Annotated in this window: 21 protein-coding genes and 5 pseudogenes; 10 read left to right on the plus strand and 16 right to left on the minus strand. The window is 70.4% G+C overall.

The window, feature by feature from the left end:
- Nucleotides 1–48: 48 nt before the first annotated feature.
- The 7 genes and pseudogenes from OG715_RS00425 to OG715_RS00450 all read right to left on the minus strand — a co-directional run bounded on the left by OG715_RS00425 (nucleotide 49) and on the right by OG715_RS00450 (nucleotide 5,059).
- Nucleotides 49–1,533: an MFS transporter gene (locus OG715_RS00425; RefSeq protein WP_327063488.1), complete on the minus strand. Its 1,485-nt coding sequence runs from the start codon at nucleotides 1,531–1,533 to the stop codon at nucleotides 49–51.
- Nucleotides 1,530–1,988, minus strand: a complete 459-nt coding sequence (locus OG715_RS00430; RefSeq protein WP_407660929.1) for a MarR family winged helix-turn-helix transcriptional regulator — start codon at nucleotides 1,986–1,988, stop codon at nucleotides 1,530–1,532. Before OG715_RS00430 ends, OG715_RS00425 begins: the two co-directional genes overlap by 4 nt.
- Nucleotides 1,989–2,155: 167 nt before the next feature.
- The gene (locus OG715_RS00435; RefSeq protein WP_327063489.1) at nucleotides 2,156–2,305 is read right to left on the minus strand and encodes a hypothetical protein; all 150 of its coding nucleotides are present in this window, start codon (nucleotides 2,303–2,305) and stop codon (nucleotides 2,156–2,158) included.
- Nucleotides 2,306–2,589: 284 nt separating this feature from the next.
- A complete protein-coding gene (locus OG715_RS00440; protein ID WP_327063490.1) occupies nucleotides 2,590–3,477 on the minus strand; it encodes an aldo/keto reductase in 888 nt (295 codons plus the stop codon).
- A gap of 11 nt (nucleotides 3,478–3,488) precedes the next feature.
- Entirely contained in the window at nucleotides 3,489–3,674 is a 186-nt protein-coding gene (locus tag OG715_RS00445; RefSeq protein ID WP_407661081.1) for a carboxymuconolactone decarboxylase family protein, read from the minus strand.
- Nucleotides 3,675–3,711: 37 nt separating this feature from the next.
- A pseudogene (locus OG715_RS42315) lies at nucleotides 3,712–4,224 on the minus strand (alcohol dehydrogenase catalytic domain-containing protein); the annotation flags it as partial.
- Entirely contained in the window at nucleotides 4,148–5,059 is a 912-nt protein-coding gene (locus tag OG715_RS00450) for a universal stress protein (RefSeq protein ID WP_327063491.1), read from the minus strand. The gene OG715_RS00450 and the pseudogene OG715_RS42315, both read right to left, overlap by 77 nt.
- Nucleotides 5,060–5,696: 637 nt before the next feature.
- Between OG715_RS00450 and OG715_RS00455 the strand changes: the two genes are divergently transcribed.
- Nucleotides 5,697–5,912, plus strand: a complete 216-nt coding sequence (locus tag OG715_RS00455; RefSeq protein ID WP_327063492.1) for a hypothetical protein — start codon at nucleotides 5,697–5,699, stop codon at nucleotides 5,910–5,912.
- 474 nt (nucleotides 5,913–6,386) lie between these two features.
- Here OG715_RS00455 and OG715_RS00460 read toward each other — a convergent pair whose 3' ends face one another.
- Nucleotides 6,387–6,527, minus strand: coding sequence for a hypothetical protein (locus tag OG715_RS00460; protein ID WP_327063493.1), 141 nt, complete (start codon nucleotides 6,525–6,527; stop codon nucleotides 6,387–6,389).
- A gap of 928 nt (nucleotides 6,528–7,455) precedes the next feature.
- Between OG715_RS00460 and OG715_RS00465 the strand changes: the two genes are divergently transcribed.
- A complete protein-coding gene (locus OG715_RS00465; RefSeq protein ID WP_327063494.1) occupies nucleotides 7,456–7,803 on the plus strand; it encodes a MerR family transcriptional regulator in 348 nt (115 codons plus the stop codon).
- A gap of 485 nt (nucleotides 7,804–8,288) precedes the next feature.
- Here the strand turns inward: OG715_RS00465 and OG715_RS00470 are convergent, their stop codons facing one another.
- Complete coding sequence (locus OG715_RS00470; RefSeq protein WP_327063495.1) at nucleotides 8,289–8,480, minus strand: hypothetical protein; 192 nt, start codon at nucleotides 8,478–8,480, stop codon at nucleotides 8,289–8,291.
- Nucleotides 8,481–8,562: 82 nt separating this feature from the next.
- Here OG715_RS00470 and OG715_RS00475 point away from each other — a divergent pair.
- A pseudogene (locus tag OG715_RS00475) lies at nucleotides 8,563–9,516 on the plus strand (ISAzo13 family transposase); the annotation flags it as partial.
- An 86-nt stretch (nucleotides 9,517–9,602) separates the two neighbouring features.
- On the opposite strand, the gene ltrA reads toward OG715_RS00475, so the two are convergent.
- Nucleotides 9,603–10,865, minus strand: coding sequence for a group II intron reverse transcriptase/maturase (ltrA, locus tag OG715_RS00480; protein ID WP_266272552.1), 1,263 nt, complete (start codon nucleotides 10,863–10,865; stop codon nucleotides 9,603–9,605).
- Between the two features lie 582 nt (nucleotides 10,866–11,447).
- Between ltrA and OG715_RS00485 the strand changes: the two are divergent.
- A pseudogene (locus tag OG715_RS00485) lies at nucleotides 11,448–12,199 on the plus strand (ISAzo13-like element transposase-related protein); the annotation flags it as partial.
- A 547-nt stretch (nucleotides 12,200–12,746) separates the two neighbouring features.
- On the opposite strand, the gene OG715_RS00490 reads toward OG715_RS00485, so the two are convergent.
- From OG715_RS00490 to OG715_RS00500, 3 genes are all read right to left on the minus strand, one after another.
- On the minus strand, nucleotides 12,747–13,127 hold the full coding sequence (locus tag OG715_RS00490; protein WP_327063496.1) for a CBS domain-containing protein: 381 nt from the start codon (nucleotides 13,125–13,127) through the stop codon (nucleotides 12,747–12,749).
- Nucleotides 13,128–13,285: 158 nt separating this feature from the next.
- Complete coding sequence (locus tag OG715_RS00495; RefSeq protein WP_327063497.1) at nucleotides 13,286–14,851, minus strand: DEAD/DEAH box helicase; 1,566 nt, start codon at nucleotides 14,849–14,851, stop codon at nucleotides 13,286–13,288.
- A 368-nt stretch (nucleotides 14,852–15,219) separates the two neighbouring features.
- A complete protein-coding gene (locus OG715_RS00500; RefSeq protein ID WP_030918248.1) occupies nucleotides 15,220–15,423 on the minus strand; it encodes a cold-shock protein in 204 nt (67 codons plus the stop codon).
- A 511-nt stretch (nucleotides 15,424–15,934) separates the two neighbouring features.
- Between OG715_RS00500 and OG715_RS00505 the strand changes: the two genes are divergently transcribed.
- Both OG715_RS00505 and OG715_RS00510 read left to right on the plus strand, forming a co-directional pair.
- A complete protein-coding gene (locus OG715_RS00505) occupies nucleotides 15,935–16,162 on the plus strand; it encodes a hypothetical protein (RefSeq protein ID WP_327064194.1) in 228 nt (75 codons plus the stop codon).
- Nucleotides 16,163–16,343: 181 nt separating this feature from the next.
- A complete protein-coding gene (locus tag OG715_RS00510; RefSeq protein ID WP_327063498.1) occupies nucleotides 16,344–16,706 on the plus strand; it encodes a hypothetical protein in 363 nt (120 codons plus the stop codon).
- 189 nt (nucleotides 16,707–16,895) lie between these two features.
- Here the strand turns inward: OG715_RS00510 and OG715_RS00515 are convergent, their stop codons facing one another.
- Together OG715_RS00515 and OG715_RS00520 are read right to left on the minus strand one after the other, a co-directional pair.
- Nucleotides 16,896–17,366, minus strand: coding sequence for a hypothetical protein (locus OG715_RS00515; protein ID WP_327063499.1), 471 nt, complete (start codon nucleotides 17,364–17,366; stop codon nucleotides 16,896–16,898).
- A gap of 170 nt (nucleotides 17,367–17,536) precedes the next feature.
- On the minus strand, nucleotides 17,537–17,755 hold the full coding sequence (locus OG715_RS00520) for a hypothetical protein (RefSeq protein WP_327063500.1): 219 nt from the start codon (nucleotides 17,753–17,755) through the stop codon (nucleotides 17,537–17,539).
- An 88-nt stretch (nucleotides 17,756–17,843) separates the two neighbouring features.
- On the opposite strand from OG715_RS00520, the pseudogene OG715_RS00525 reads away from it, so the two are divergent.
- From OG715_RS00525 to OG715_RS00535, 3 genes and pseudogenes are all read left to right on the plus strand, one after another.
- A pseudogene (locus tag OG715_RS00525) lies at nucleotides 17,844–18,224 on the plus strand (ISAzo13-like element transposase-related protein); the annotation flags it as partial.
- A gap of 139 nt (nucleotides 18,225–18,363) precedes the next feature.
- On the plus strand, nucleotides 18,364–18,513 hold the full coding sequence (locus OG715_RS00530; RefSeq protein WP_327063501.1) for a hypothetical protein: 150 nt from the start codon (nucleotides 18,364–18,366) through the stop codon (nucleotides 18,511–18,513).
- Nucleotides 18,514–18,772: 259 nt separating this feature from the next.
- Nucleotides 18,773–19,699: an HhH-GPD-type base excision DNA repair protein gene (locus OG715_RS00535; protein WP_327063502.1), complete on the plus strand. Its 927-nt coding sequence runs from the start codon at nucleotides 18,773–18,775 to the stop codon at nucleotides 19,697–19,699.
- Between the two features lie 64 nt (nucleotides 19,700–19,763).
- Here OG715_RS00535 and OG715_RS00540 read toward each other — a convergent pair whose 3' ends face one another.
- Entirely contained in the window at nucleotides 19,764–20,237 is a 474-nt protein-coding gene (locus OG715_RS00540; protein ID WP_327063503.1) for a DUF4394 domain-containing protein, read from the minus strand.
- Between OG715_RS00540 and OG715_RS00545 the strand changes: the two are divergent.
- Nucleotides 20,175–20,410, plus strand: a pseudogene (locus OG715_RS00545) (helix-turn-helix domain-containing protein); the annotation flags it as partial. The gene OG715_RS00540 and the pseudogene OG715_RS00545 sit on opposite strands and share 63 nt — an antisense overlap.
- Between the last annotated feature and the right edge of the window lie 21 nt (nucleotides 20,411–20,431).

The raw sequence follows: 20,431 nt of genomic DNA on the forward strand, positions 1-20,431 counted from the left end.
GTTGGCCACCGTCACGGAGTCGTCGTCGGAGTCGGGCGGCTTCGGTCCTCAGGGTCCGGTCCGACCCGCCCCGCCCGGGCCAGGCGCACCGGCCGAACCGGTGACCGGATCGGTCCCGGGCGGGCGTCGGCGGGCGAGGGCGAGGGCGGCCGTCGTCGTGGCCGCCATCACGGCGACGCCGGCCAGTGCCGCGGTCGTGTAGGCGTCGTCGTCCGGGAAGAGGCGGCCCGTGGCGGTGCCGGCGGCCAGGACCAGGCCGCCGACGGCGCTGCCCAGGGAGTACCCGACGCTGCGGACGACGTAGTTGAAGCTCATCGCGCTCGACGTCTCGCTCTTCGGGGTGACGGCCAGGATGACGCCGGGCACCGCGGCCGAGAAGCCGCCGACGCCGAAGCCGAGCACGCCCATGACCGCGAGCAGTTCGGCCAGGTTGGACCGGGCGGTCGCGAACAGCACGAACCCGCAGCCGACGACGACGGCACTGCCGGCCAGGAGCAGGGGGCCGTCGATCCGTTCACGGACCCGCTGCGTGATCCTGCCGGCGACGAACCCCAGCACGGAGAACGGGACGAGGACCAGCCCCGCCACGAAGGTGGTCAGTCCGAAGCCGTAGCCGGCGCTTTGCGGTGTCTGCGCGTAGCGGGTGACGAGCGTGAGCAGGAGGTACATGCCGCTCCCGCCGACGAACATGGCGATGTTCGCCCCGGCGACCGCCGGGTGCCGTACCGCCCGGACGCCGACCAGGGGTGTCCTGGTCCGCAGTTCGGAGACGGTCCAGACGCAGAGCAGGAGTACGGCGACGACGGCGAGGGTCACCGCCACGGTGAGGTGCCGGCTCCACAGGCTCCTCCCGCCGGCCAGGAACAGGACGAGGGCCAGTCCGCCCGCCAGGACGAGCGCGGCGGCCACGTTCACGTGGGCGGAGCGGCCTTCGGGAGCCGCGGGCACGGAGCGCCACGCGGTCACGAGGGCGAGGGCGGTGACGAGCAGGCCGAGGCCGTAGGCGGCCCGCAGTCCGCCGAACTCGGCGAGCAGCGCGGCCAGCGGGTAGCCGACGCCTGCTCCGACGACGGAGACCACCGAGATCAGGGCGATCGTGGCCGCGCCGCGGTCCTCGGGGAGATGGTCGCGGGCCACGCCCATCATCAGCGCCGTGAGGCCGAGTCCGACGCCTTGGGCCGCCCTGCCCACGAGCAGCCAGGCGAACGGCAGTGGCAGCACAGTGAGTGCGCTGCCGGCGACGACGATCGCCAGCGTGGCGAGAATCGTGGCCCGCCGGTGCGGCCCGGCGCCGAGCCGGCCGAGGACGGGGGTGGCGACGGCGCCGCTGAGCAGGGCGATGGTCAGCGTCCACTGCGCGCTGTCGAGGGAGACGTGGAACGTGGTCGCCACGCTGGTGACGAGCGGCGTCCCGAGGCTGGCGACCGCCGCCACGACCAGGGCGACGAACACCAGGGCGGGGACCAGCGGACGTGCCTCGGACGGGATCGGGGCGGCGTCCGTGGGCCGGTCGTGGGCCCGGGCGGCGGTCACCGGTCCGTCTCCTCGCGGGCGTGGCTTTCGAGCTCCGCCAGGTGCCGCAGCGCCGGAAGGGCCGCTGCCAGGGCCTCGACCTCGTCACCGGTGAGCTCGTCGATCAACCGCGCGTACGCGTCGACGCCCGCTCGGCGCCGGGTCCGGACGTACGACGCGCCGTCCTCGGTCAGGCACACCAGCGTGACCCGCTTGTCGGACGGATCGCCCTTCCGCTCGACCAGCCCGGATTCCTCCAGCACCCGGACCAGGACGGTCATCGCGGGCTGGGTGACGCCCTCGGCCGCCGCCAGATCGGTGATCCGTCGCGGGCCGGTCCTGTCCAGGGTGGCCAGGGTGGCGGCGGACGTCAGGCTCATGTCGCGGGGAAGGCGTCTCACAGCCCGGGTGGCCAGACCGTAGAGGGCTGACGCGATGGCATCGGGAGCGTCGTGCGCGGCGTCTGGGAGACTCATGCCAGAAGCATAGCGGCTTTATATGAATCGTTTATGTATATCCCGATCGAGGTTCGGCGAGGGCCTGTCGCGCGTGCCAGGAGATCCTGGATCCCCTGGCACGCGCGACAGACTGTGGCACTGCGGGACCACGAGCGACGGCGAGCCGCCCGAGGCCGGGTCGCCGGTCAGCCGTGGCGGCTCCGGCGGGCGAGCCGGACCAGGACGACGCCCGCGAACAGGGCGGCGACGCCCACCAGAGCGGCGAGCGCGACGGCGGTGCCCGTGTGCGCGAGCCGGCCTCCCCCGCCGGGGGAAGCGCTGGAGGACTCCGTCACGGCCGGTCCGGGCGGACCGGCCGGACCGGTCACGGTCGGGACCGGAGGCGGGGAACCACTCGCGGTCGGGGCGGGGCCGGCCAGGAGTTGGCGGCGGTGCTGGACGGTGAGCTGTGGCTCTGTTCACGAGAACCGGTTCTGGCTCAACTTCTGTGAGCCAGAACCCGAGATTCAGCAGCAGATGATTGCCGCTTGGAATCGAACGTGCCAAGCCCACGTGGCACGGGGCACCTGGTTCTACGGGCGGTGCCACGGTCTACGAGGACTTGGCGTGCAGGGGCGGGTCAGGCTTCGGGGATGTCGCGACCGAAGGCTTCGAGGGTGATGGCCTCGGGTTCGGGGCCGCCGCGGGTGCCGGTGTTGAGTGCGTCGATGGCGTCGAGTTCGGCGGGGGTGAGCTGGAAGTCGAAGATGTCGATGTTCTCGGCGATGCGCTGGGGGCGGACGGACTTGGGGATGGCGTTGCGGCCTTGCTGGAGGTGCCAGCGGAGCATGACCTGGGCGGGGGTCTTGCCGTGGGCGGCGGCGATGGCGGTGATGGTCGGGTCGTCGAAGGTGCTGGTGCTGGTGCCGGTGCCGGTGCCGCGGTAGCTGGTGATGCCGCCGATGGGTGACCACGCCTGGGTGAGGATGCCGTGGGCGGCGTCGGCGGCCTGGACGGCGGGCTGGGTGAAGTAGGGGTGGACCTCGACCTGGTTGACGGCCGGGACCACGGACGCGGTCTTCAGGAGGGCGTCGAGGTGGTCGGGCATGAAGTTGCTGACGCCGATCGCGCGCACCTTGCCGTCGGCGAGCAGCTGCTCCAGTGCCCGGTATGCCTCGGTGGAGAGGTCGAAGCGGCCGGGTAGGGCCTGGTGGAGGATGAACAGGTCGATGGTCTCGACGCCGAGCTTGCCGGCGCTCTTGTCGAAGGCGTGCAGGGTCTGGTCGTAGCCGTAGTCGCTGATCCAGACCTTGGTCCCGATGAAGACGTCCTCGCGGGGCAGGCCGGAGTTGCGGATGGCGTTGCCGACCTCGCGTTCGTTGGCGTAGGCGGCGGCGGTGTCGATGAGGCGGTAGCCGCTCTCCAGGGCGGAGGTGACGGCCTGTTCGGTGACGTCGGGCGGTGTCTGGAAGACGCCGAAGCCGAGGGCGGGCATGGTTACGCCGTTGTTCAGGGTCAGGTGCTGCACGGGGATGCTCCTCAGCGGGTCTGGTCGTCGGTGGCGGGGGTGTCGGTGATCTGGGCCAGGAGCGTGGTGGCAGTCATGGCAGCGGGCCAGCCGGCGTAGAACGCGAGATGGGTGATGGCCTCGGCGAGCTCGTCGTGGCTCAGGCCGTTGCCCAGGGCGCGTTGCAGGTGGCCGGTCAGCTGCGCGTCGCGGCCCAGCGCGGCGCTCGACCAGGGTGCCGTCGGCGTAGGGGACGCGGGCGGCCTGGCCCTGGCCGCCGTCCACGCCGTTCACGCCCCACGGGCCGCCGTGTTCGCAGGAGGTGTGCAGCCCTGCGCGGCAGTATTCGCAGGTGCCGTCGCTGTAGGTGAACGGGGTCACCACCACGTCCCCCGGCTTGACGGTGGACACCTGCGGGCCGGTCTCCTCGACCACGCCCAGGAACTCGTGGCCCATCTGCCGCGGGTGCTCGGTCAGCGGCTGGGACTTGTAGGGCCACAGATCGCTGCCGCAGATAGTTCGGGACCTCCGCGGCAGCCTCGGCCGGCATGGTTCCGGGCGGCGGGTTCGGTGGGGCGCTCGCGGGAGTCTCCGGCCTGCAGAGGGCCGTGGACGTCGATGGCGTCGCGGACCTCGGCACGGCCGAACGCGGCGCAGATCCCCTGCAGCGTGCCGGGCACTTCGTCGCCGCTCAGCCCGAGGCCCCTCGCGTGGGTCCGCCAGGCCCGACCGGCCCCGGCACGGTGGCGACAGGACAGCGAGCGTGATGCAGAACTCCTTGGCCGACGGACCCGAGCAACTGACCGGTGAACCCCCCGGCGCCCCGTGTGCCGACAACCAGGGCCAGAGCATGCTTGGAGGCCTCGGCCAGAACGGCCACCGGATGTCCGCGCACCACCTCGTGCTTGAGCACCACCTCCGGGTAGGGAACCCGCCGCCCGGCGGCTGTTTCCGCGAGCACCCGGCGGGACTCCTGCTCCGCCCGGTACTCGTCGGCCGCCGAGAGACGCGAAGGATTCCAGGCGTACAGGGCGCGCAACTCGGCGCCCCGCAGTGCTGCGGCTTCGAAGGCGTAGTCCACGGCGTCCTGCGACGTTCGGCTGCCGTCGACACCGACGACGACGTACGCCGGCTGCTGGGTGATGTGCTCCGGGTCCCGGACCACCACCACCGGACAGTTCGCGTGCGCGATCAGTGGCAGAGTCACCGCCCCCGAGTGGAACAGTTCCCGGACGCCGGAGAGCGGTCGTGAGCCGAGGACCAGCACCACTGCCAGCCCGGCCTGCCTGTTCAGTACCTCGGCCGGGTCCCCGTCGATGAGCCGGGCCGACACCTGCAGGGCGGGACGGCGTTCGCCGATGAAGCGAGCCGCCTCGTCGAGCGCGTGCTCACCTGCGGTACGGAGCAGTCGGCCACGTTCGTGGAGTTCGGGCCAGAGCCGGGGCCAGCCGGCCTCGCGGGCCACGGGTTTCCGCACCTGCACGACATGGACCGGTAGACGGCGCCGGTCCGCCTCGTCGGCGGCCCAGGCGAGCACCATACGACTGGGGTGTTCGGGATCGACGCCGACCACTACGGAACGTTGGCCGCCGGGACCCGTCATGTCTCCTCCCGTCGACAGGGAGCGGACCCGTCGGGCCCACCGCGACTGCCACCTGGCAGAACAAAAGGCCGCCTCCGCATCTCTGCGGAAACGGCCCACGCCCTGTATAAACGCCGAACAACAGGATTTGTACCTGCGCCCCCCGACACCTCAGTGACCCCGTCATCTCCCGCCCGAAAGGCCGGGATGGGATTTCGCGATCACGAGTCGCAGAATCAGGGCTCCTGCTCCACTGATCTGCATAAGCACCTCCTCGCGATCGTCCTTCCGGTAAGTTCTCCGGCACCTTCCAGGTTACTCCGGAAAAGCGCGTAATCGGGCCCGCCGGGTGCACGAATGTGGACTGGCGGGAGTATCTGGTGGTGACTGCGGTCAAAAGCGTCCACAACTGCCAGGAACCCTCTGCCAGGCAGGCGTTCGCTACGGCCGACACCCTGGAGAGGGCGTGAGTGCAGCGGAACGACAACCCGCTGACCGAGTTCGGACGCCAGGTCGACACCTCCGAGCCCCCGCCTGCCTCCTGTTCCACCGGACAGGGAGCCGAGTTGGTCGGCGAGGAGGACCGGACCTGGGCCGGGCTTCTGCTCGTACGCACCGGCGGGGGGCGTATGCGCTCAGCCATGGCATGGGTCGTCCGATGATCGATCCTGCCCGGATCGATCCCGAATTCGGCAACGAGGAGTACGGGGAGAACATCAGTCGGATCCCCAGCCGGATCAGCGAGGTCGCATTCACTTTCACCAAGGACCGATCCCGCTCCGCCCACATCAAAAGCGGGCCGCTCTGCGATCTCTTGATCATCCTGGCTTCAATGCTTGGAGGTCAGGAGGAAGAGAGGGTGATCCGCGTGTAGGACTGGGCCGGGATTCGCCGGTTGCACCGGGCGGAGGGGTTCTCGGCCCGGCCGTGGCCCGGCAGCCGAGGATCTCGCGTGGCACGGTGTCGCGGGCGCTGTCCTCGGACCAGCCGCCGAAGTACCGGCGGCCGTTGAAGGGCTCGGCGGTGGACACGGTGGAACCGGCGGTCCGTGAGCTGCTGAAGCAGGCCCCGACGATGCCGGTCACCGTGATCGCGGAGCGGATCGGCCGGGAGCGTGGGTTGACGATCAGCCCGACCCCGGCCGGGGCGGTCCGTTCCCACCCGGGCGCCCCCGCGGCCCGGGGGCGCCGACCGTGTGCGGACCGGACACTGCGGCCATGGTCGTCGACCGGTGGAGCCCGCAGCGGCCGGGGCAGGGGTGGTATCCGCCGCGCTGGGCCGGCTACCTCTGCCCGACCTGTGATGCCGGCGCCCGCGCCTTCTGAATCCGGCAGGGGCCGGCGCGGCCCTACCGGGCATCCGGCGGGCGATCGCCGCGGTGCCGCGCGGTGTCGAGGGCGTCGCGCAGGGCGGGCAGGTCCGTGATGACGGCCTGCTCGGCGAAGCGGGCCAGCAGCCGGCGCAGGACCCGCTCGTCGCGGTCCCGCACGGCTTCTGCGATGGCCCTCGCCAGCGACGCCTGAGCACAGGGGTCGGGGGCGTGTGCCCGCCGCGCGGCCTGCGGCCCTTCCACCGCCGGCACCCCTTTCACTCGTCGTCCCGGGCCGTCGGCCCGGCGCCCTCCATCCTGATGGGGCTGCGGCGACCGGCCGCCCCGCCCCTTGCGGTGCGAAGACTACCTCCCCGACCGACACCGGAAAATCTGTTCCCGCCGGAGTAGACATTGCCGCGCACCGTGGTTAGTGTTTCTCTCGTAGACAGCAGTCCAGCGGTACCCGCCAGACACGAACTGGCGGGCAGCAGTACGGAAGTGCGCAGGTCGGCACGGTTGCAGGGTCCTGAAGCCAGGGATGGTGCAGTAAGGCGACAGGACCGGTGGCCGGGCCGGGCGGCCCGCAGGAATCAGGGGCCGCCACCAAGTGGTAACGCAGTTGAGCAAGTGCAGTGTCCGTAGGTGAAGTCGAGTTGGGCAGTACCGGCAGTCGCAGTACGCGGTATCCCAGTGAAGGCGCCCAGGCTGCGGGCGCGCGTGCTGGGAGTCCGGCAGTGGGGCTCCGAGCCGAGCAGGTCCAGCGGGACGGGCGACGGGGCCGGCTGCCGGAGCCAGGTGGTTGGAAGTACCCGCAGTTTGCAGTAACCGGCCAGTACAGAGGATGAACGGAGGGGACGCAGCGCCATCAGGATCGCCCGGCCCGTGAAGCAGTCACCCGGGCGGACTCCGTGGACCCCAAGGCAAGGACGGTGGTTTCCGGTCACGCATACGCGATCCCCGCACTCCCCCTCCCCCGGGGCGGTGCGGACACAAGGAACCCGGCCCAAGGGCCGGTAGATGGTGTAAAACCCTTCGGGGCCCCGGGAGCCGCTACGGCCCCGGGGCCCCTCAGCGCGTCCCCGACACGACAACAAGAAGAGGTGCAGTGACCACGGCAACCATTCGACCGCACACCCCCGACTCCCTCGACGACGACGACTACCCCGCCTACACCATGGGCCGCGCCGCCGCGATGACCGGCACCACCCCCGGCTTCCTGCGCACCCTCGGCGACCAGGGACTCATCACACCCCTGCGCTCCGAAGGCGGACACCGCCGCTACTCCCGCTACCAACTACGGATCGCCATGCGCGCCCGCGACCTCGTCGACCAGGGCACACCCATCGACGCCGCCTGCCGCATCATCATCCTCGAAGACCAACTCGAAGAAGCCCTGCGCATCAACGAACAACTCCGCCACAACACCGGACAACAACCCACCACCGACACCTGACCCACACACCAGACCGACCGGACCGGACCACGGCGAACGACACGCGCTCACGACAGGCCGCCCGGACACGAGCGCCGACCGACGCAGGATCGCCCGCAACCCCGCCTCGCCGGGTGCCGGCAAGCCCTGCCCCGTACGAGCGGCACGCCTTCCCGGTGGAGTTCACACCTGCGGCGTCCATCCCCTACCGTTCGGCCCGGGTCATGACGCGTGCCCCGCGGTGTGGGCCCGAGCCCGGCCTGCTTCCGGCCCGGGCCCACGCTTCCCACCGCCCGGGCCGCCAACGGATCCGGCCTCGGCATTGTCCAGGGGAGCGCGCACAGCCCCTCGCAGTGACGTTCGCGGCGCAGGTGGCCGCACCCGTCGCCGGCGCTGCGTCCGGTCGAGCGAATCGCGGCCGCCCCATCAGCGGATGCCCGCCAGTGCAGGCGAGGCCGGGCCCGTTCGCCGAAGGGCCCGGCCTCGCCTCCGGTGCGGCTGGGGCGTCAGCCGAAGACGACGGAGCGGAGCCGCAGACGGTCGCCGAGCTTCTTGCCCGGGGGCATGACGTAGTAGGTGTCCCCGTTGCAGTCCTCGTCGAGGAAGACGGTTGCGGTGGAGTTCGTGTAGTTGCGCGGGCGAAGGCAGGCAGGGCGGAGCCGCCCCGTCTCGGGGATGTTGATGCACTCCGCGCTCACCGGATTTGCCAGTTCTCCTCGCAGGTGTGGGCTTGTATTTCAATTACTGCTTGCTCTTGTGGAGTTGGTGGGAGGGTGGACCATGCCTGTGCGTCCGCCCGTCACCGCATTACGGGCCAAGTTCGATCGGATCCTGCCGCATCTCGACGAGCGGCGCCGTCGGCTCTACCTGGCCAGCGAAGCTGTGGCGATCGGCCACGGAGGGATCTCACTGGTAGCCGCCGCCTCCGGGACCAGTGCTTCCACCGTCTCGCGTGGCGTGACCGAGCTGACCGGGGACCCTGTGCCGACGCGGAGGGTCAGGGCTGCGGGAGCCGGCCGTAAGCCGTTGACGATCACCGACCCCGGGCTGTCGGCGGCGCTCGAGGCGCTGATCGAGCCGCACACCCGGGGTGATCCCGTCTCGCCGCTGCGGTGGACCACCTTGTCACTGCGGAGCCTGGCCTCGACCCTCACGTCGCAGGGCCATCCGGTCAGTGCCGCAACCGTCGGGCGTCTGCTGCACGGCCGGGGCTACAGCCTGCAGGGCACCGTCAAGACCACCGAAGGCGCCGGCCATCCGGACCGCGACGCCCAGTTCGGCCACTTGAACGCCACGGCCGCTGCCTTTCTCGACGACCGGCAGCCGGTGATCAGCGTCGACACCAAGGCCAAGGAATGGCTCGGCAGCCGCGACCGGCCCGGCCGCACCTGGAGGCCGGGCAAGAATCCGATCGAGGTCGACTGCCACACCTTCACCACCAGCGACCAACCCGTCGCCATCCCGTACGGAATCTACGACATCGCGACCAACACCGGCTGGGTCAACGTCGGGACCGACCACGACACCGCCGAGTTCGCGGTCGAGTCCATACGCCGCTGGTGGCGGAACCGGGGACGGGTGCACCACCCGAACGCCACCCGGTTGCTGATCACCGCCGACGCCGGCGGCTCCAACGATCCCCGCCGCTGGACCTGGAAGAAGCACCTCGCCGCCTTCGCCCTGGAGAGCGGCCTGGAGATCACGGTCCGCCACTTCCCGCCGGGCACGTCGAAGGTCGGGTAGCCGGAGGGATTCTCACCCTCCGGCTCCCACAGATCCGTACGTGACGATCTCCCGTCATACGGCTCCTGTCGTCCTGATCACCAGGCCAGGGAGGGGGAACTGGTCCACCTCCACTGCGCGAACGTCCCCGGGCGGCGCTTGGCTGCCCTCTGGAAGGCCGCGATGGCCTTCCTCATCGCGCGAAACCGTTTGTACTTGTTACGGAGCCAGCGCACCAGGTAGGCATTGATGCGCATCAGGATCGGATACAGGGCCGATCGGTAGAACCGGCCGTAGTACTGCATCCAGCCCGCGACGATCGGATTGATCCGCTTCGCGAGCTCTTCCACGGTGAGGTCGACCCGCCGGTGGAGCCGCCAGGAGCGGACTTCCTCGCCGAGTCGTTTGAGGGCGTCGTTGCTGACAGCAGGACGGAACGACCATCTGATGCGGCCGTTCTTGTCCCGCATCTGGCGCTGGCGGAATGTGAACCCCAGGAACGTGAACGACGTGTGCTCGTACGAGCCACGCCGCAGGCCGTCCTGGCAGTACACGATCCGGGTCTTGGCCGGGTGCAGATGCAGCCCGACTTCGGCCATCCTGTCCGAGAGCGCGGCCAGCACCTGGCGGGCCTGACGCTCAGTGACGCAGTGCACGACCGCGTCATCCGCGTAGCGTTCGAAGGGGACGGTCGGGAACTCCCGGGCCATCCAGACGTCGAACGCGTAGTGCAGGAACAGGTTCGCCAAGACAGGAGAAACCGGGGCGCCTTGCGGCGTCCCGCGCTCCCGTTCCAGCAGGGTGCCGTCGGGCATCTTGAGCGGGGCGGCGAGCCACCGCTGCACGTACAACTTCACCCAAACGGCGTCGGTGTGCGCTTCCACTGCCTTGACCAGGAGGTCCCAGGGCACACTGTCGAAGAACTTGGAGATGTCGAACTCGACTACCCAGTCCCGCTTCCAGCTGCGTTCCCGACACTTCTCCACGGCATCCAGGGCAGACCGTCCGGGCCGGTACCCGAAGCTGTCCGGATGGAAAACAGGATCCACCCGTCGCACCAAGTGCCGGGCCACGACGGTTTGGGCCACACGGTCAGCGACAGCAGGAATCCCGAGGATTCTCTCGCCGCCGCCATGCGGCTTTGGAATAGCCACCGCGCGCACCGGTGGAGGAAAATAGGAGCCCGACGACATCCTGTTCCAGACCTTGTAGAGGTTGTTCTTCAGGTCTTTCTCGAAGTCGGCGACACTCTGTCCATCCACCCCCGGTGCTCCCTTGTTGGCCCTCACTTCCTCCCATGCTTCCTTGACTTCCCACTTGGAAATCTCAAACGGTTTGGCCCGTGACTTCAACTGGCTCACCGAACTCCTCCCGGACATGTTCCGGTTGATGCGATCAGCTCAGTCACGAACAACCCGGCCCCTTCGCTCGACCCCCATTACAGGAGCTTCTTCACTACTACGAGCCGGTCCGCCGGCGCGTCCGCATCGGTACTCGGCCCCTTCACGGCACTACCGCTCGGGGTGCTCCCTCTCGCCCGCCCCTACCAGGACGGGCTGTATCGGTCCGCGCCTTCTCCTGTTCCACGCGACCGCAGCAGACCAGGTTCACGTCGTCTCCATGCCGGACACCGCCTGGCCAGTCGGCGGGCTCCCGCCAGGCTTATCCCGGGACGGTTCCAAGCTTCCCGGTTTTGATGTCGTCGGAATCTTTTCGACACGTCAGCAACGATTCACTTGCGTTCGTCTCCCTGATCCCCACCTGACGCCTCTTGGACGCCTTTTCCTCATCGCTCACCACGACAGTCTTCGGCTAACGCAGCATGAGGCGGTTTGAAGCCTCCCCCCGCAGGGCGACTTCGAAGGGCCATTCCTTCATCGGTCACGCAGCACTGCCTCAAGAACTCGTCCTACATCGAATTCCCCTCTGCATTCAGGACACACTGGAACAAGATCGAACACCGAATGTTCTGCCACATCACCGCGAACTGGCGCGGCCGACCGCTGACCAGCTACGAGGTCGTCATCGAGACGATAGCCGCGACGACCACCCGAACCGGCCTGACCATCGGCGCCGAGCTGGACACCGGCAGCTACCGCCTGGGTTTCACGGTTGCCGCTGCCGAGTTCCAGGCCCTGCCGATCACGCCCGATGCATTCCACGGCGACTGGAACTACACCCTCGCCCCCGTTCCACCCCGCCCCCCGGAGGTGCCGGCGGCCGCCCGGCGGATCGACCCCGCCCTGACCGCGATGCTCAGCGATCCGGCCCTGACCGGCATGCCACGGTCCGACTTCGAGCGCCTGGTGGCAGTCTCGGAGCCGTACTGGGACGCCCTCGCCGAGGCCGCCTTCCAGCGGCGCTTCCACCGTCCCCGCAGCTACCTCCACCCGCAGACCAGCAGCATCGACCACTACCACCGCCTCCTGGCAGCGCTGTTGCGCCGTCGCCGGGCGATCACCAGCACCCTCCTGGCCCAGCTGCTGGGCGTCACCCGCACCAACCTCTCCAACCAGTTCCAGGACGGCCACCGGCTCCTTGACCTACACCGCATCGACGTCACACCGCTGCCCGGACCGCCCGCCCGAACCCTCGAACAGCTCCAAGCCCTTCTGCCCGAGTCCGCCGACAAGGGAGATCAAACCTGACAGTTATTCAGATACGAGCCCTGTACGGAGTTCAGGAGTGCCGCTGAATCCCCCTCTGCCGCCGGCGGCAGAGGGGGATCCCAGGCCTCTGCTGCGGGGCTCGGTGCGAAGTGGCGGTGAGCGTTGTCCACCGCGCGAGCAGTTCGCTCGCTGTGCGCGTGTTGGCGGGTTCGGCCACGGCGTTCATCAGCCCGGCCGCCACGGCCTCGCTGCTCTCCGGCGGGACCACCAGCAGGTTCAGGCACCACGGCGTGCAGGAGCGCCGGGCGCCATCGAACCGGCCTGGGGCGCTGCCATCGGGAGTGAGCGAGAGCCGTAGCCCCTCCGCGCACACCTGCGGGCCCCTGAAGCAGGCGCGCAGCTCCACCTGCTCCGACCGACCGAACCGCTCGCTGCCCTGCTGCGCCGTAATGGTGCGGCCCGGGTGCCGCGCGTGAGCCCTGCCCCGGTGGTGTGCGAGCCTCGCAGCGGCGGCGGTCCCCGACGTGTGTGGCAAAGGGGCGTCGCGCGCGGGCCTGTGGGCGCCGGGCCGGGGGCGTCGGGGATATCTACGACGCCGTCACCGGGCCGATGAGCGCGCGCCGGCGGGCGGGTTCAGAGGGTGAGCAGGCCGATGGCGTGGCCGTCGTGGTCGACGACCGGCCACACGGCCAGGCCCCGGGCGCGCATGGCGACCGCCGCGGTGGCGGCGGGCATGTCGGCGGTGGCGAACGGCGCCCGGTCGAGGATGATGTCGCGCACCGGGGTCCGCTCGGTGTACCAGGACCGGGCCTGGAACGGCGCCAGGTGCAGGCGCGTCAGCAGCCCCGCGCAGCGGCCGTCGTCGTCGCGGACCAGGAGGTGGTCGGCGCCGGAGCTCTGCAGGACGTCCATCGCAATGTCGACCATGATGTCTTCACTGATCTGCAGCTCCGGGCATTTCATGAGGTCGCCGACCGTGGCGGTGGTAGCGGGGCATTCGAGGGTGATGGTCACGGCGGACTCCTTGGCGTCGTTTCCGCCGGGGCCGGCGGTGGTCGGGGCACTGGCGGTGGGACAACCGGCGGGTGCGCCGGAGCGGACCGAGACTGCTCTGCGATCGGCGAGTTGGTGGGGCCCGGACTGCGGCGGCGGTCCGGGCCCCCACGTACGTGCTAGGCGGCGAGGGCGACGCGGCGGGGGGCCCGGCGACGGCCGGAGGAGCCCTGGCCGGCACGGCCCGCGGTGGCCGTGCCGGTGGCTCCGACGGTGAGGGCGGGGCGCCTGCGGCGGTTGCGGCTCGTGGACGCGCTGCGGCGGGAGCGCTCCACGACGGGGGCCTCGATCACGACGGGGATTCCGGTGGGCACCCGGGCACCGGTGATGCGGGCCAGCTCCTCGTCACCGGCATTGACGCGGGTGGTGATCGGGGTGATGGCGGCGGTGGCCATCATCCGGGCCATGCCGCGGCGCTGGTTGGGCAGGACCAGGGTGACGACGGTGCCGGACTGCCCGGCCCGGGCGGTGCGGCCGCCGCGGTGCAGGTAGTCCTTGTGGTCGCTCGGCGGGTCGAGGTTGACGACCAGGTCGAGGCCGTCGACGTGGATGCCCCGGGCGGCGACGTTGGTGGCGATCAGCGCGGTGACCTGGCCGTTGCGGAACTGCTCCAGGGTCCGGTTGCGCTGCGGCTGGGACTTGCCGCCGTGCAGGGCGGCGGCCTTCACGCCGTTGGCGAGCAGGTCGTCCACCAGGCGGTCGGCGCCGTCCTTGGTGTCGATGAACATGATCACCCCGCCGTCGCGGGAGGCGATGTGCGCGATCGTGGCGTTCTTGTCGAAGTTCTGCACCTGCAGCACGTGGTGCTCCATCGTGCTGACCGCTCCGGCGGACGGGTCCACCGAGTGCGTCACCGGGTCCTTGAGGAAGCGCCGCACCAGCCGGTCGACGTTGCGGTCCAGGGTCGCCGAGAACAGCATCGTCTGACCGCCCTCGGCCACCTGCTCCAGCAGCTCGGTGACCTGCGGCAGGAAGCCCATGTCGGCCATCTGGTCGGCCTCGTCGAGCACCGTGATGCCGACCCCGTCCAGCTGGCAGTCACCGCGCTGGATCAGGTCCTTGAGCCGGCCGGGGGTGGCCACCACGACCTCCGCGCCCCGGTTCAGCGTCTGCGCCTGCCGACCGATCGACATCCCGCCGACGACCGTGGCCATCCGCAGCCGCACCGCGTGGGCGAACGGCGTCAGCGCTTCGGTCACCTGCTGCGCCAGCTCCCGGGTGGGCACCAGCACCAGCGCCAGCGGGCGGCGCGGTTCGGCCCGCTGCCCGGCGGTCCTGGCCAGCACGGCGAGGCCGAACGCGATGGTCTTGCCGGAGCCGGTACGGCCCCGTCCGAGGACGTCCCGGCCGGCCAGCGAGTTCGGCAGCGTGGCGGCCTGGATCGGGAACGGAGCGGTGACGCCCTGACGGGTCAGCACCGACAACAGCGCCTTCGGCATCTCCAGTTCCTCGAACGTCTCGACGGCCGGCAGCGACGGGGTGGTGCTCACCGGCATCGCGAACTCGCCCTGAACGGAGCCACCCTGACGACCGGTCCGGCCGGACGAGTACCGGCCGCCGCCGGAGGGCCGGTCGCCGTAGAAGGAACCGCCGCCGGAGCGGGACCCGTAGGAACCACCGGAGCGGGAGGAGGCCGAGGTGCGGGAGTTGGCGTTCTGGTACGAAGAGCGGCTGGAGCGGTTCATGCGGAAACCTTCCTGGGGCGGCACGTCGCGAGGCGGCTCCGCAGCGCGGGGCGCCGGCAGGAGGCCTTGAGGGAACGGGCCGAAAGTGTGGTGCGGGGCGTGGACGGTGAAACCGTGCGGCACGTCACCTGCAGTCGGCGCTCACCGCGGGGCGGGAGCGAAGAACCTCGAACCGTGAGCTGTCACGGCGGGGCGGCGATCCGGACGCGGCGCTGTGCGTCTCGCGTGGGGACGGCCGCCGGCGGCGGAGCCAGGGGGCCGGAAACGGCCGGGGATGTGCGTCGTGGCGCAATGCCGAGGAGCCCGCACCGGACATGAAGTACGCGGTGCGGGCCCCTCGCTACCAGGCGGGTGCCGTGGCAGAAAAACTACAGCGGACGAATGTTCTCGGCCTGCGGGCCCTTCTGGCCCTGCGTGACGTCGAACTCGACCTTCTGGCCCTCGAGCAGCTCGCGGAAGCCGTTGGCGTTGATGTTCGAGTAGTGGGCGAAGACGTCGGGGCCGCCACCCTCCTGCTCGATGAAGCCGAAGCCCTTTTCCGCGTTGAACCACTTCACAGTGCCATTAGCCATAAAGAAATCTCCTTCAAAGGGGACTTTCCGGAACGTGCACAGTGCCCGCTCCGAGTCACCGCGATGAGCACCCACCCGGGGAAGAGCCGGGAAACAAAAAGGCGCCTACGAAACATCAGCAGGCGCACACAAAGTTCATGGGAACCACTACTGCAACTAAGGACACTGTAGCAGGCCCGGGCCCGCCACGGGTGGACATTCCGCCCCCGGTTCTGCGGCACCTCGCGCCGGGCGCCGCCGACCACGAGGCCGCCGGACCGTCAACACGCCTGATCGGCAGCCCGGTCGGGCATCCGCCGCAGTGCCTTCGGAACCCGCTGCCCGGCTCCCCCGGACCAGCGGGTCGCGCAGGCCCCGAGCCGCCCGCCCTGCCACGCCGGGCCCGCACCGCGCCCCACCAGTGGCACCGGTGATCATTGCGGGCGGCGTGCTCGAAATTCCTGCCGCAGCCGAGAAGTCGAATATGCCGGAAAAGGCCCGCTCCCGCGATTTTCGGCGCATACTGCAGGGGATGACGAAATCTGCAGCAGTTCGCCGCGTCCTGCCCACCAGTCCCTTCAAGGCCCGGATCGAAGCACCGCGCAAGCACTTCGCCGTCGGCGACCGCGTCACCCACGACACCTACGGCCTCGGACGCGCCATCGAAGTCGAAGGCGACAGCGACATCGCGGTACTCGTCGACTTCGGATCGCGACGCGAACGCATCACCCAGCCCTACACCGCGATGTTCAAGCTCTGACCCAGGACGCACGCGGTTCCCGGCCGGGAACACCGCGGCACACAGGGTGCGTCCCCGGGCAGCGGGCGCCGGAACGGCGACCAGGAGACACCCCCTGCCGCGCGGCCGCGAGAGGCCCGTGGCCGCCACGGCCGCCCGCCCAGGCCCTTGAGCCATGGGCGCCGTGGCCTATTCTTGGGGCATGTCGAACCCTGACGGGCTGCTCGTCGACATCGCCGCGATGGTCGAGTCCGAGCACAGCAACCAGATGTCCCTGACCGTGGTGGTCCCCGGAGCGGTGATCACCGGCAGACTCGCACCGGTGACCCTGTGGTGGGAACGGGTGGCGGAGGTCCTCCATGCTTCGGAGCACCTGAAGCCGTTCGCCGCCCTCTTCGCCCCGCCCCCCGACGGCCCGCCCGCGCGGCCGACCCACCTGCACCTCCACCGGGCGAAGATCCTTCAGGGCGACTTCGCGCTGCCCCACACCGGCGGCATGTACCGCATCGCCATCGAAGACATCAGCAGCTGGACCATCGGCGACCTCGGCTACTCCGACACCTGACAGCGACGGCAGGCCGCATGGCCTTCCGCTTCAGGTCGGCCGCATCGGACCGTGCCGTTGCCTGCTCCTTCTTCGCCGCCTTCACAAGGGAGTTGGCCAGCAACCGGGGCCACTGGATGATCGCAGGCCGACCTGCGATCATCCAGTGGATCGAGGGCCGGTACGACGGACGAAGGCCGCACAGCAGCCTCAACGACCGCAGTCGCGTCGAGTGGGTGACGATCCCTCTGCCCGGCCGCCACAACGACGGTGTCCGTCCGAGCGAAACAGGATCGCTCCGTTGGTCCGGTGCAGCGCCACGGGCGAGTGGTCGAGCACCAGGACGTCCAGACTGCCGCTGCGCTCACGGACCACCGCTACGGTCGCAGAGGGACTGTCCGCGTTCGTCATGTCACAGGTCCGGCCGTGCCTCCCGACCAGCGCGGTCAGGGCGGTGCGCAGGATCTCCCGCAGGTGGGCCGGGCCCTGCGTGAGCAGTTGCGCGCAGAGGCGACCCGCCAACTGCTCGACGTACCAGGTGACATCGTGGGCGCAGCCCGTCGTGGCTCCGGTGGCGGTTGCGCCGTCCAGGACGATGGCGAACCTCGGCCCGGTGACGACGGCGGCCTCGTTGACGCCGCCCGGCGCCGGGGCGGTCGCGTGCGTGATCTCGAACGGCATTGACCGTCCCTTGGTCGGGCGGGTCGGGCTCCGGGGGGCGTGAGCGGTCGAGGTCGCACGGTCGGCCATGCCTGGCGGGTACCGGCCGGCAGACTCGGGCGGCCGGCCTGTGCAGGCCGGTGCCCCTCAGTGCCCGGCGAGAGAGGGAGAGGCGCGGGTCCTTGCCTGCCTCAGAGCGGCAGGATCACCATGTCCGGCGGCGGCGTCAACGATGCGGTGCTTCTGCGGCTCGGTGCCCGGCGGTCGATCGACATGCCGCCCATCACCAGCGCGAGCCGAAGCCGGAAGGCAAAGGCTACCTCGGCGACGAGTTCGGCAATCACATCGGCCGACAGTCCTGTGGTCCTCCGGTCCCTGATGATCGCTGCACGAGACTCGTTCCCCATCACACGGCCATGGTCAGGGATCACGATCCAGTGTCGCCCCTCCAACCACGCACGAGCTCGTTAGGGCAGTCGCTCTGGCGGCTGAGGTCAACGGGCCAAGGAACACCTGGGTGCCGGCGACCCGGTGATCAGCGTGGACACCAAGAAGAAGGAACTGGTCGGCCCCTACGAGAACGGAGGCCGCGAGTGGGAGCCGAAGGGGGCTCCGGCCCAGGTCAAGACACACGACTTCCTGGACAGGCAGGGACCGGGCAAGGCGATCCCGTACGGGATCCACGACGTCGCCACGAACACCGGCTGGGTCAGCGTCGGCACCGACCACGACACGACAGCCTTCGCCCTCACCTCCATCCGCCGCTGGTGGCAGGCCCCCGGCAGTCACGACTACCCGCAGGCCACCCGGTTGCTGATCACCGCGGATGCAGGCGGCTCCAACGGCTGGCGCACCCTGCTCGCACAAGCCCTCGCCGACCGCACTGGTTCCGGCCGACCACCCACCCTCGCCGAATCGGTCCGCGCCGCCGCAGCCCTGGACTGCTTAAACATCGCGCTGGAGCACTGGAGCGCCGACGCGGGCCGCGGCCGACCTCGGCGCACCGGCGGGTGTCGACGTGAGGATCTCACACGCCGACTTCGAACAGTTCTTCTCCGAGCGCTTCGCGGCGGCGGTCCAGGAGGCCGGCCTCGCCGGCGAGCCCGGGGCGCGGTTCACGACGCTCCATCGACGTTTCGTCGCCGCCGGAGTCAGCGGCGCGGCCTGAGGCGGGCCGAACCCTCGTCGCGATCGAGAAGGCCGAGAAGCCCGCTGACGACCGTCGTTCGGGGATCGCGCGGTGACGGCGCGCGGACCTCCGGGGGTGATGGCCCGCGCGCCGTCGTCCTGCGACCGGCAGGTGCCCGGTCCAACGAGGCAGCGGGCGATGCGGTCACGGGGGTGGCGGCGTGGTGCCGCGCCCGGACCGGCCGGAGCGGCCAGACTGTCCGCACCCAGATTCTGTTCGTACAGGGAGGTTCGTTGCGGTGGATGTCGCACTGCGTATCGCACAGGATCCCGAGGCAGACGCCCTGTTGTCACGCAGCCCGCTCGCCCTGCTCGTCGGGGCACTGCTGGACAACGGCGGCGCCTCGCCGCGGGCGTTCACCGGGCCGCTGACCATCGCGCGCCGGCTCGGCTGGGAGGACCTTGACGCGCACCGGATCGCCGACCACAGCCCGGGGCACTTCGCGGCGGCGCTGGCGGCGCGGCCCGCCGTGCACGACCGTCCCGCGCTGACGGCGCGTCGGCTGCAGGAAATGTGCCGCTTCCTGGTCGTGCGCCACGGCGGCCGGGCGGCTGCCGTCTGGGAGGGCGTGCCGAACGGCCGGCAACTGCTCGGGAGGGTGGGGGAACTGCCGGGGTTCGGCCGCCAGAAGTCGAAGATCTTCGTGGCCCTGCTCGGCAAACGGTGCGGTGTGCGCCCCGAGGGCTGGCGCGAGGCAGCCGACCCGTTCGGCGAGGACGGCGTCCACCGCTCGGTGGCCGACGTCACCGGCCCCCACGACCTGCAGGCGGTCACCGCATACCGCCTGCACGAACGCCTGGCGGCCAGGGCCGCACGCGCCAACCGGGCACCGGGCACGAGCCCGCACCGCCAGCGGTCGTCGTCGGACCCGGGCTCCCCAAGCACCGACCGGGACGGGAGAGCGCCCCGCGACGGTAACGGTACGACAAGCCAGTGGACGGCCGAACCGACCGCACGGGGGACTGTCGCCGGGTCTGCGGGTGGGAAGGGCCGCACGGCCCAAGAGGTGCCGGATCATCCGCCGGGGCAGGAAACGATGGAGTTGACCCGTCCGGGTGACACGGGCGGTCCGGGCACCGCGGGGCGGCGAATCGGGCGTGCGCGCAGCAGGATTGAAGTCGGTCCCGACGCACACGGGTGGCAAGCCATTTCCGACTGCGAATGACGCACCGCTCCTGCGCCCTTCGCTTCACCTCGTCCCGCTCACGGGACACTGAGAAGGGGAAACGTCAGTCCTGGTCGAGCGGCAGGGCGAGGTCGGTGACGTGCGACGAGCCGGGGAACGTTCCCAGGTCGGTGGCGCGTCCGGTCAGGACGTCGACGCGGTACAGGCCCCGAACACCCGCGACGGCGAGCGCGCCGTAGCCGTAATTCATGCCCTGCTTCGTGGAGTAGTAGATGTCGAAGCCGTCGTCGGGCGCGGCGCCGACGCAGAGCTTCCCGCTGGGGGCGAGGGTGCCGGCGTTGGCCAGGGACTGCACGGAGAAGCGGTCGTTGCCGGTGTCGAGGTCGAACAGGGTAGTGGCGGTCGCCGGGGCAATGTCGTTGTTGATGTAGGCGGCGCCGGTGATGCCGGGGGCGGTGGTGCCGGTGGTGGCTGGGGGGACTGCGGGGTTGGTCAGGGTGCCGTCGGTGACGGCCTGCCACCGGCTGACAGAGTCCTGCTGGTCGCCGTGTACTACCCGACCGACCTCACAACGCACCGGCTCGCGCCGCTGTTCGGCATCTCGACGGCCACGGTCTGCCGGATCATCCAGCCCCTGGGCCTGCGGCCCTCGAAAACGCTTCACGCCCGAGCCCGGGCGTGAAGCGGCCGTGGATCGTCGACGGAACCCTCATCTCCTTGCGCGACCGCACCATCGCCGCCTCCAGCCGCGGTGGTGTCACAGCATCCCCA

The sequence above is a fragment of the Kitasatospora purpeofusca genome (genome assembly GCF_036010405.1).
Lineage (GTDB): Bacteria > Actinomycetota > Actinomycetes > Streptomycetales > Streptomycetaceae > Kitasatospora > Kitasatospora purpeofusca.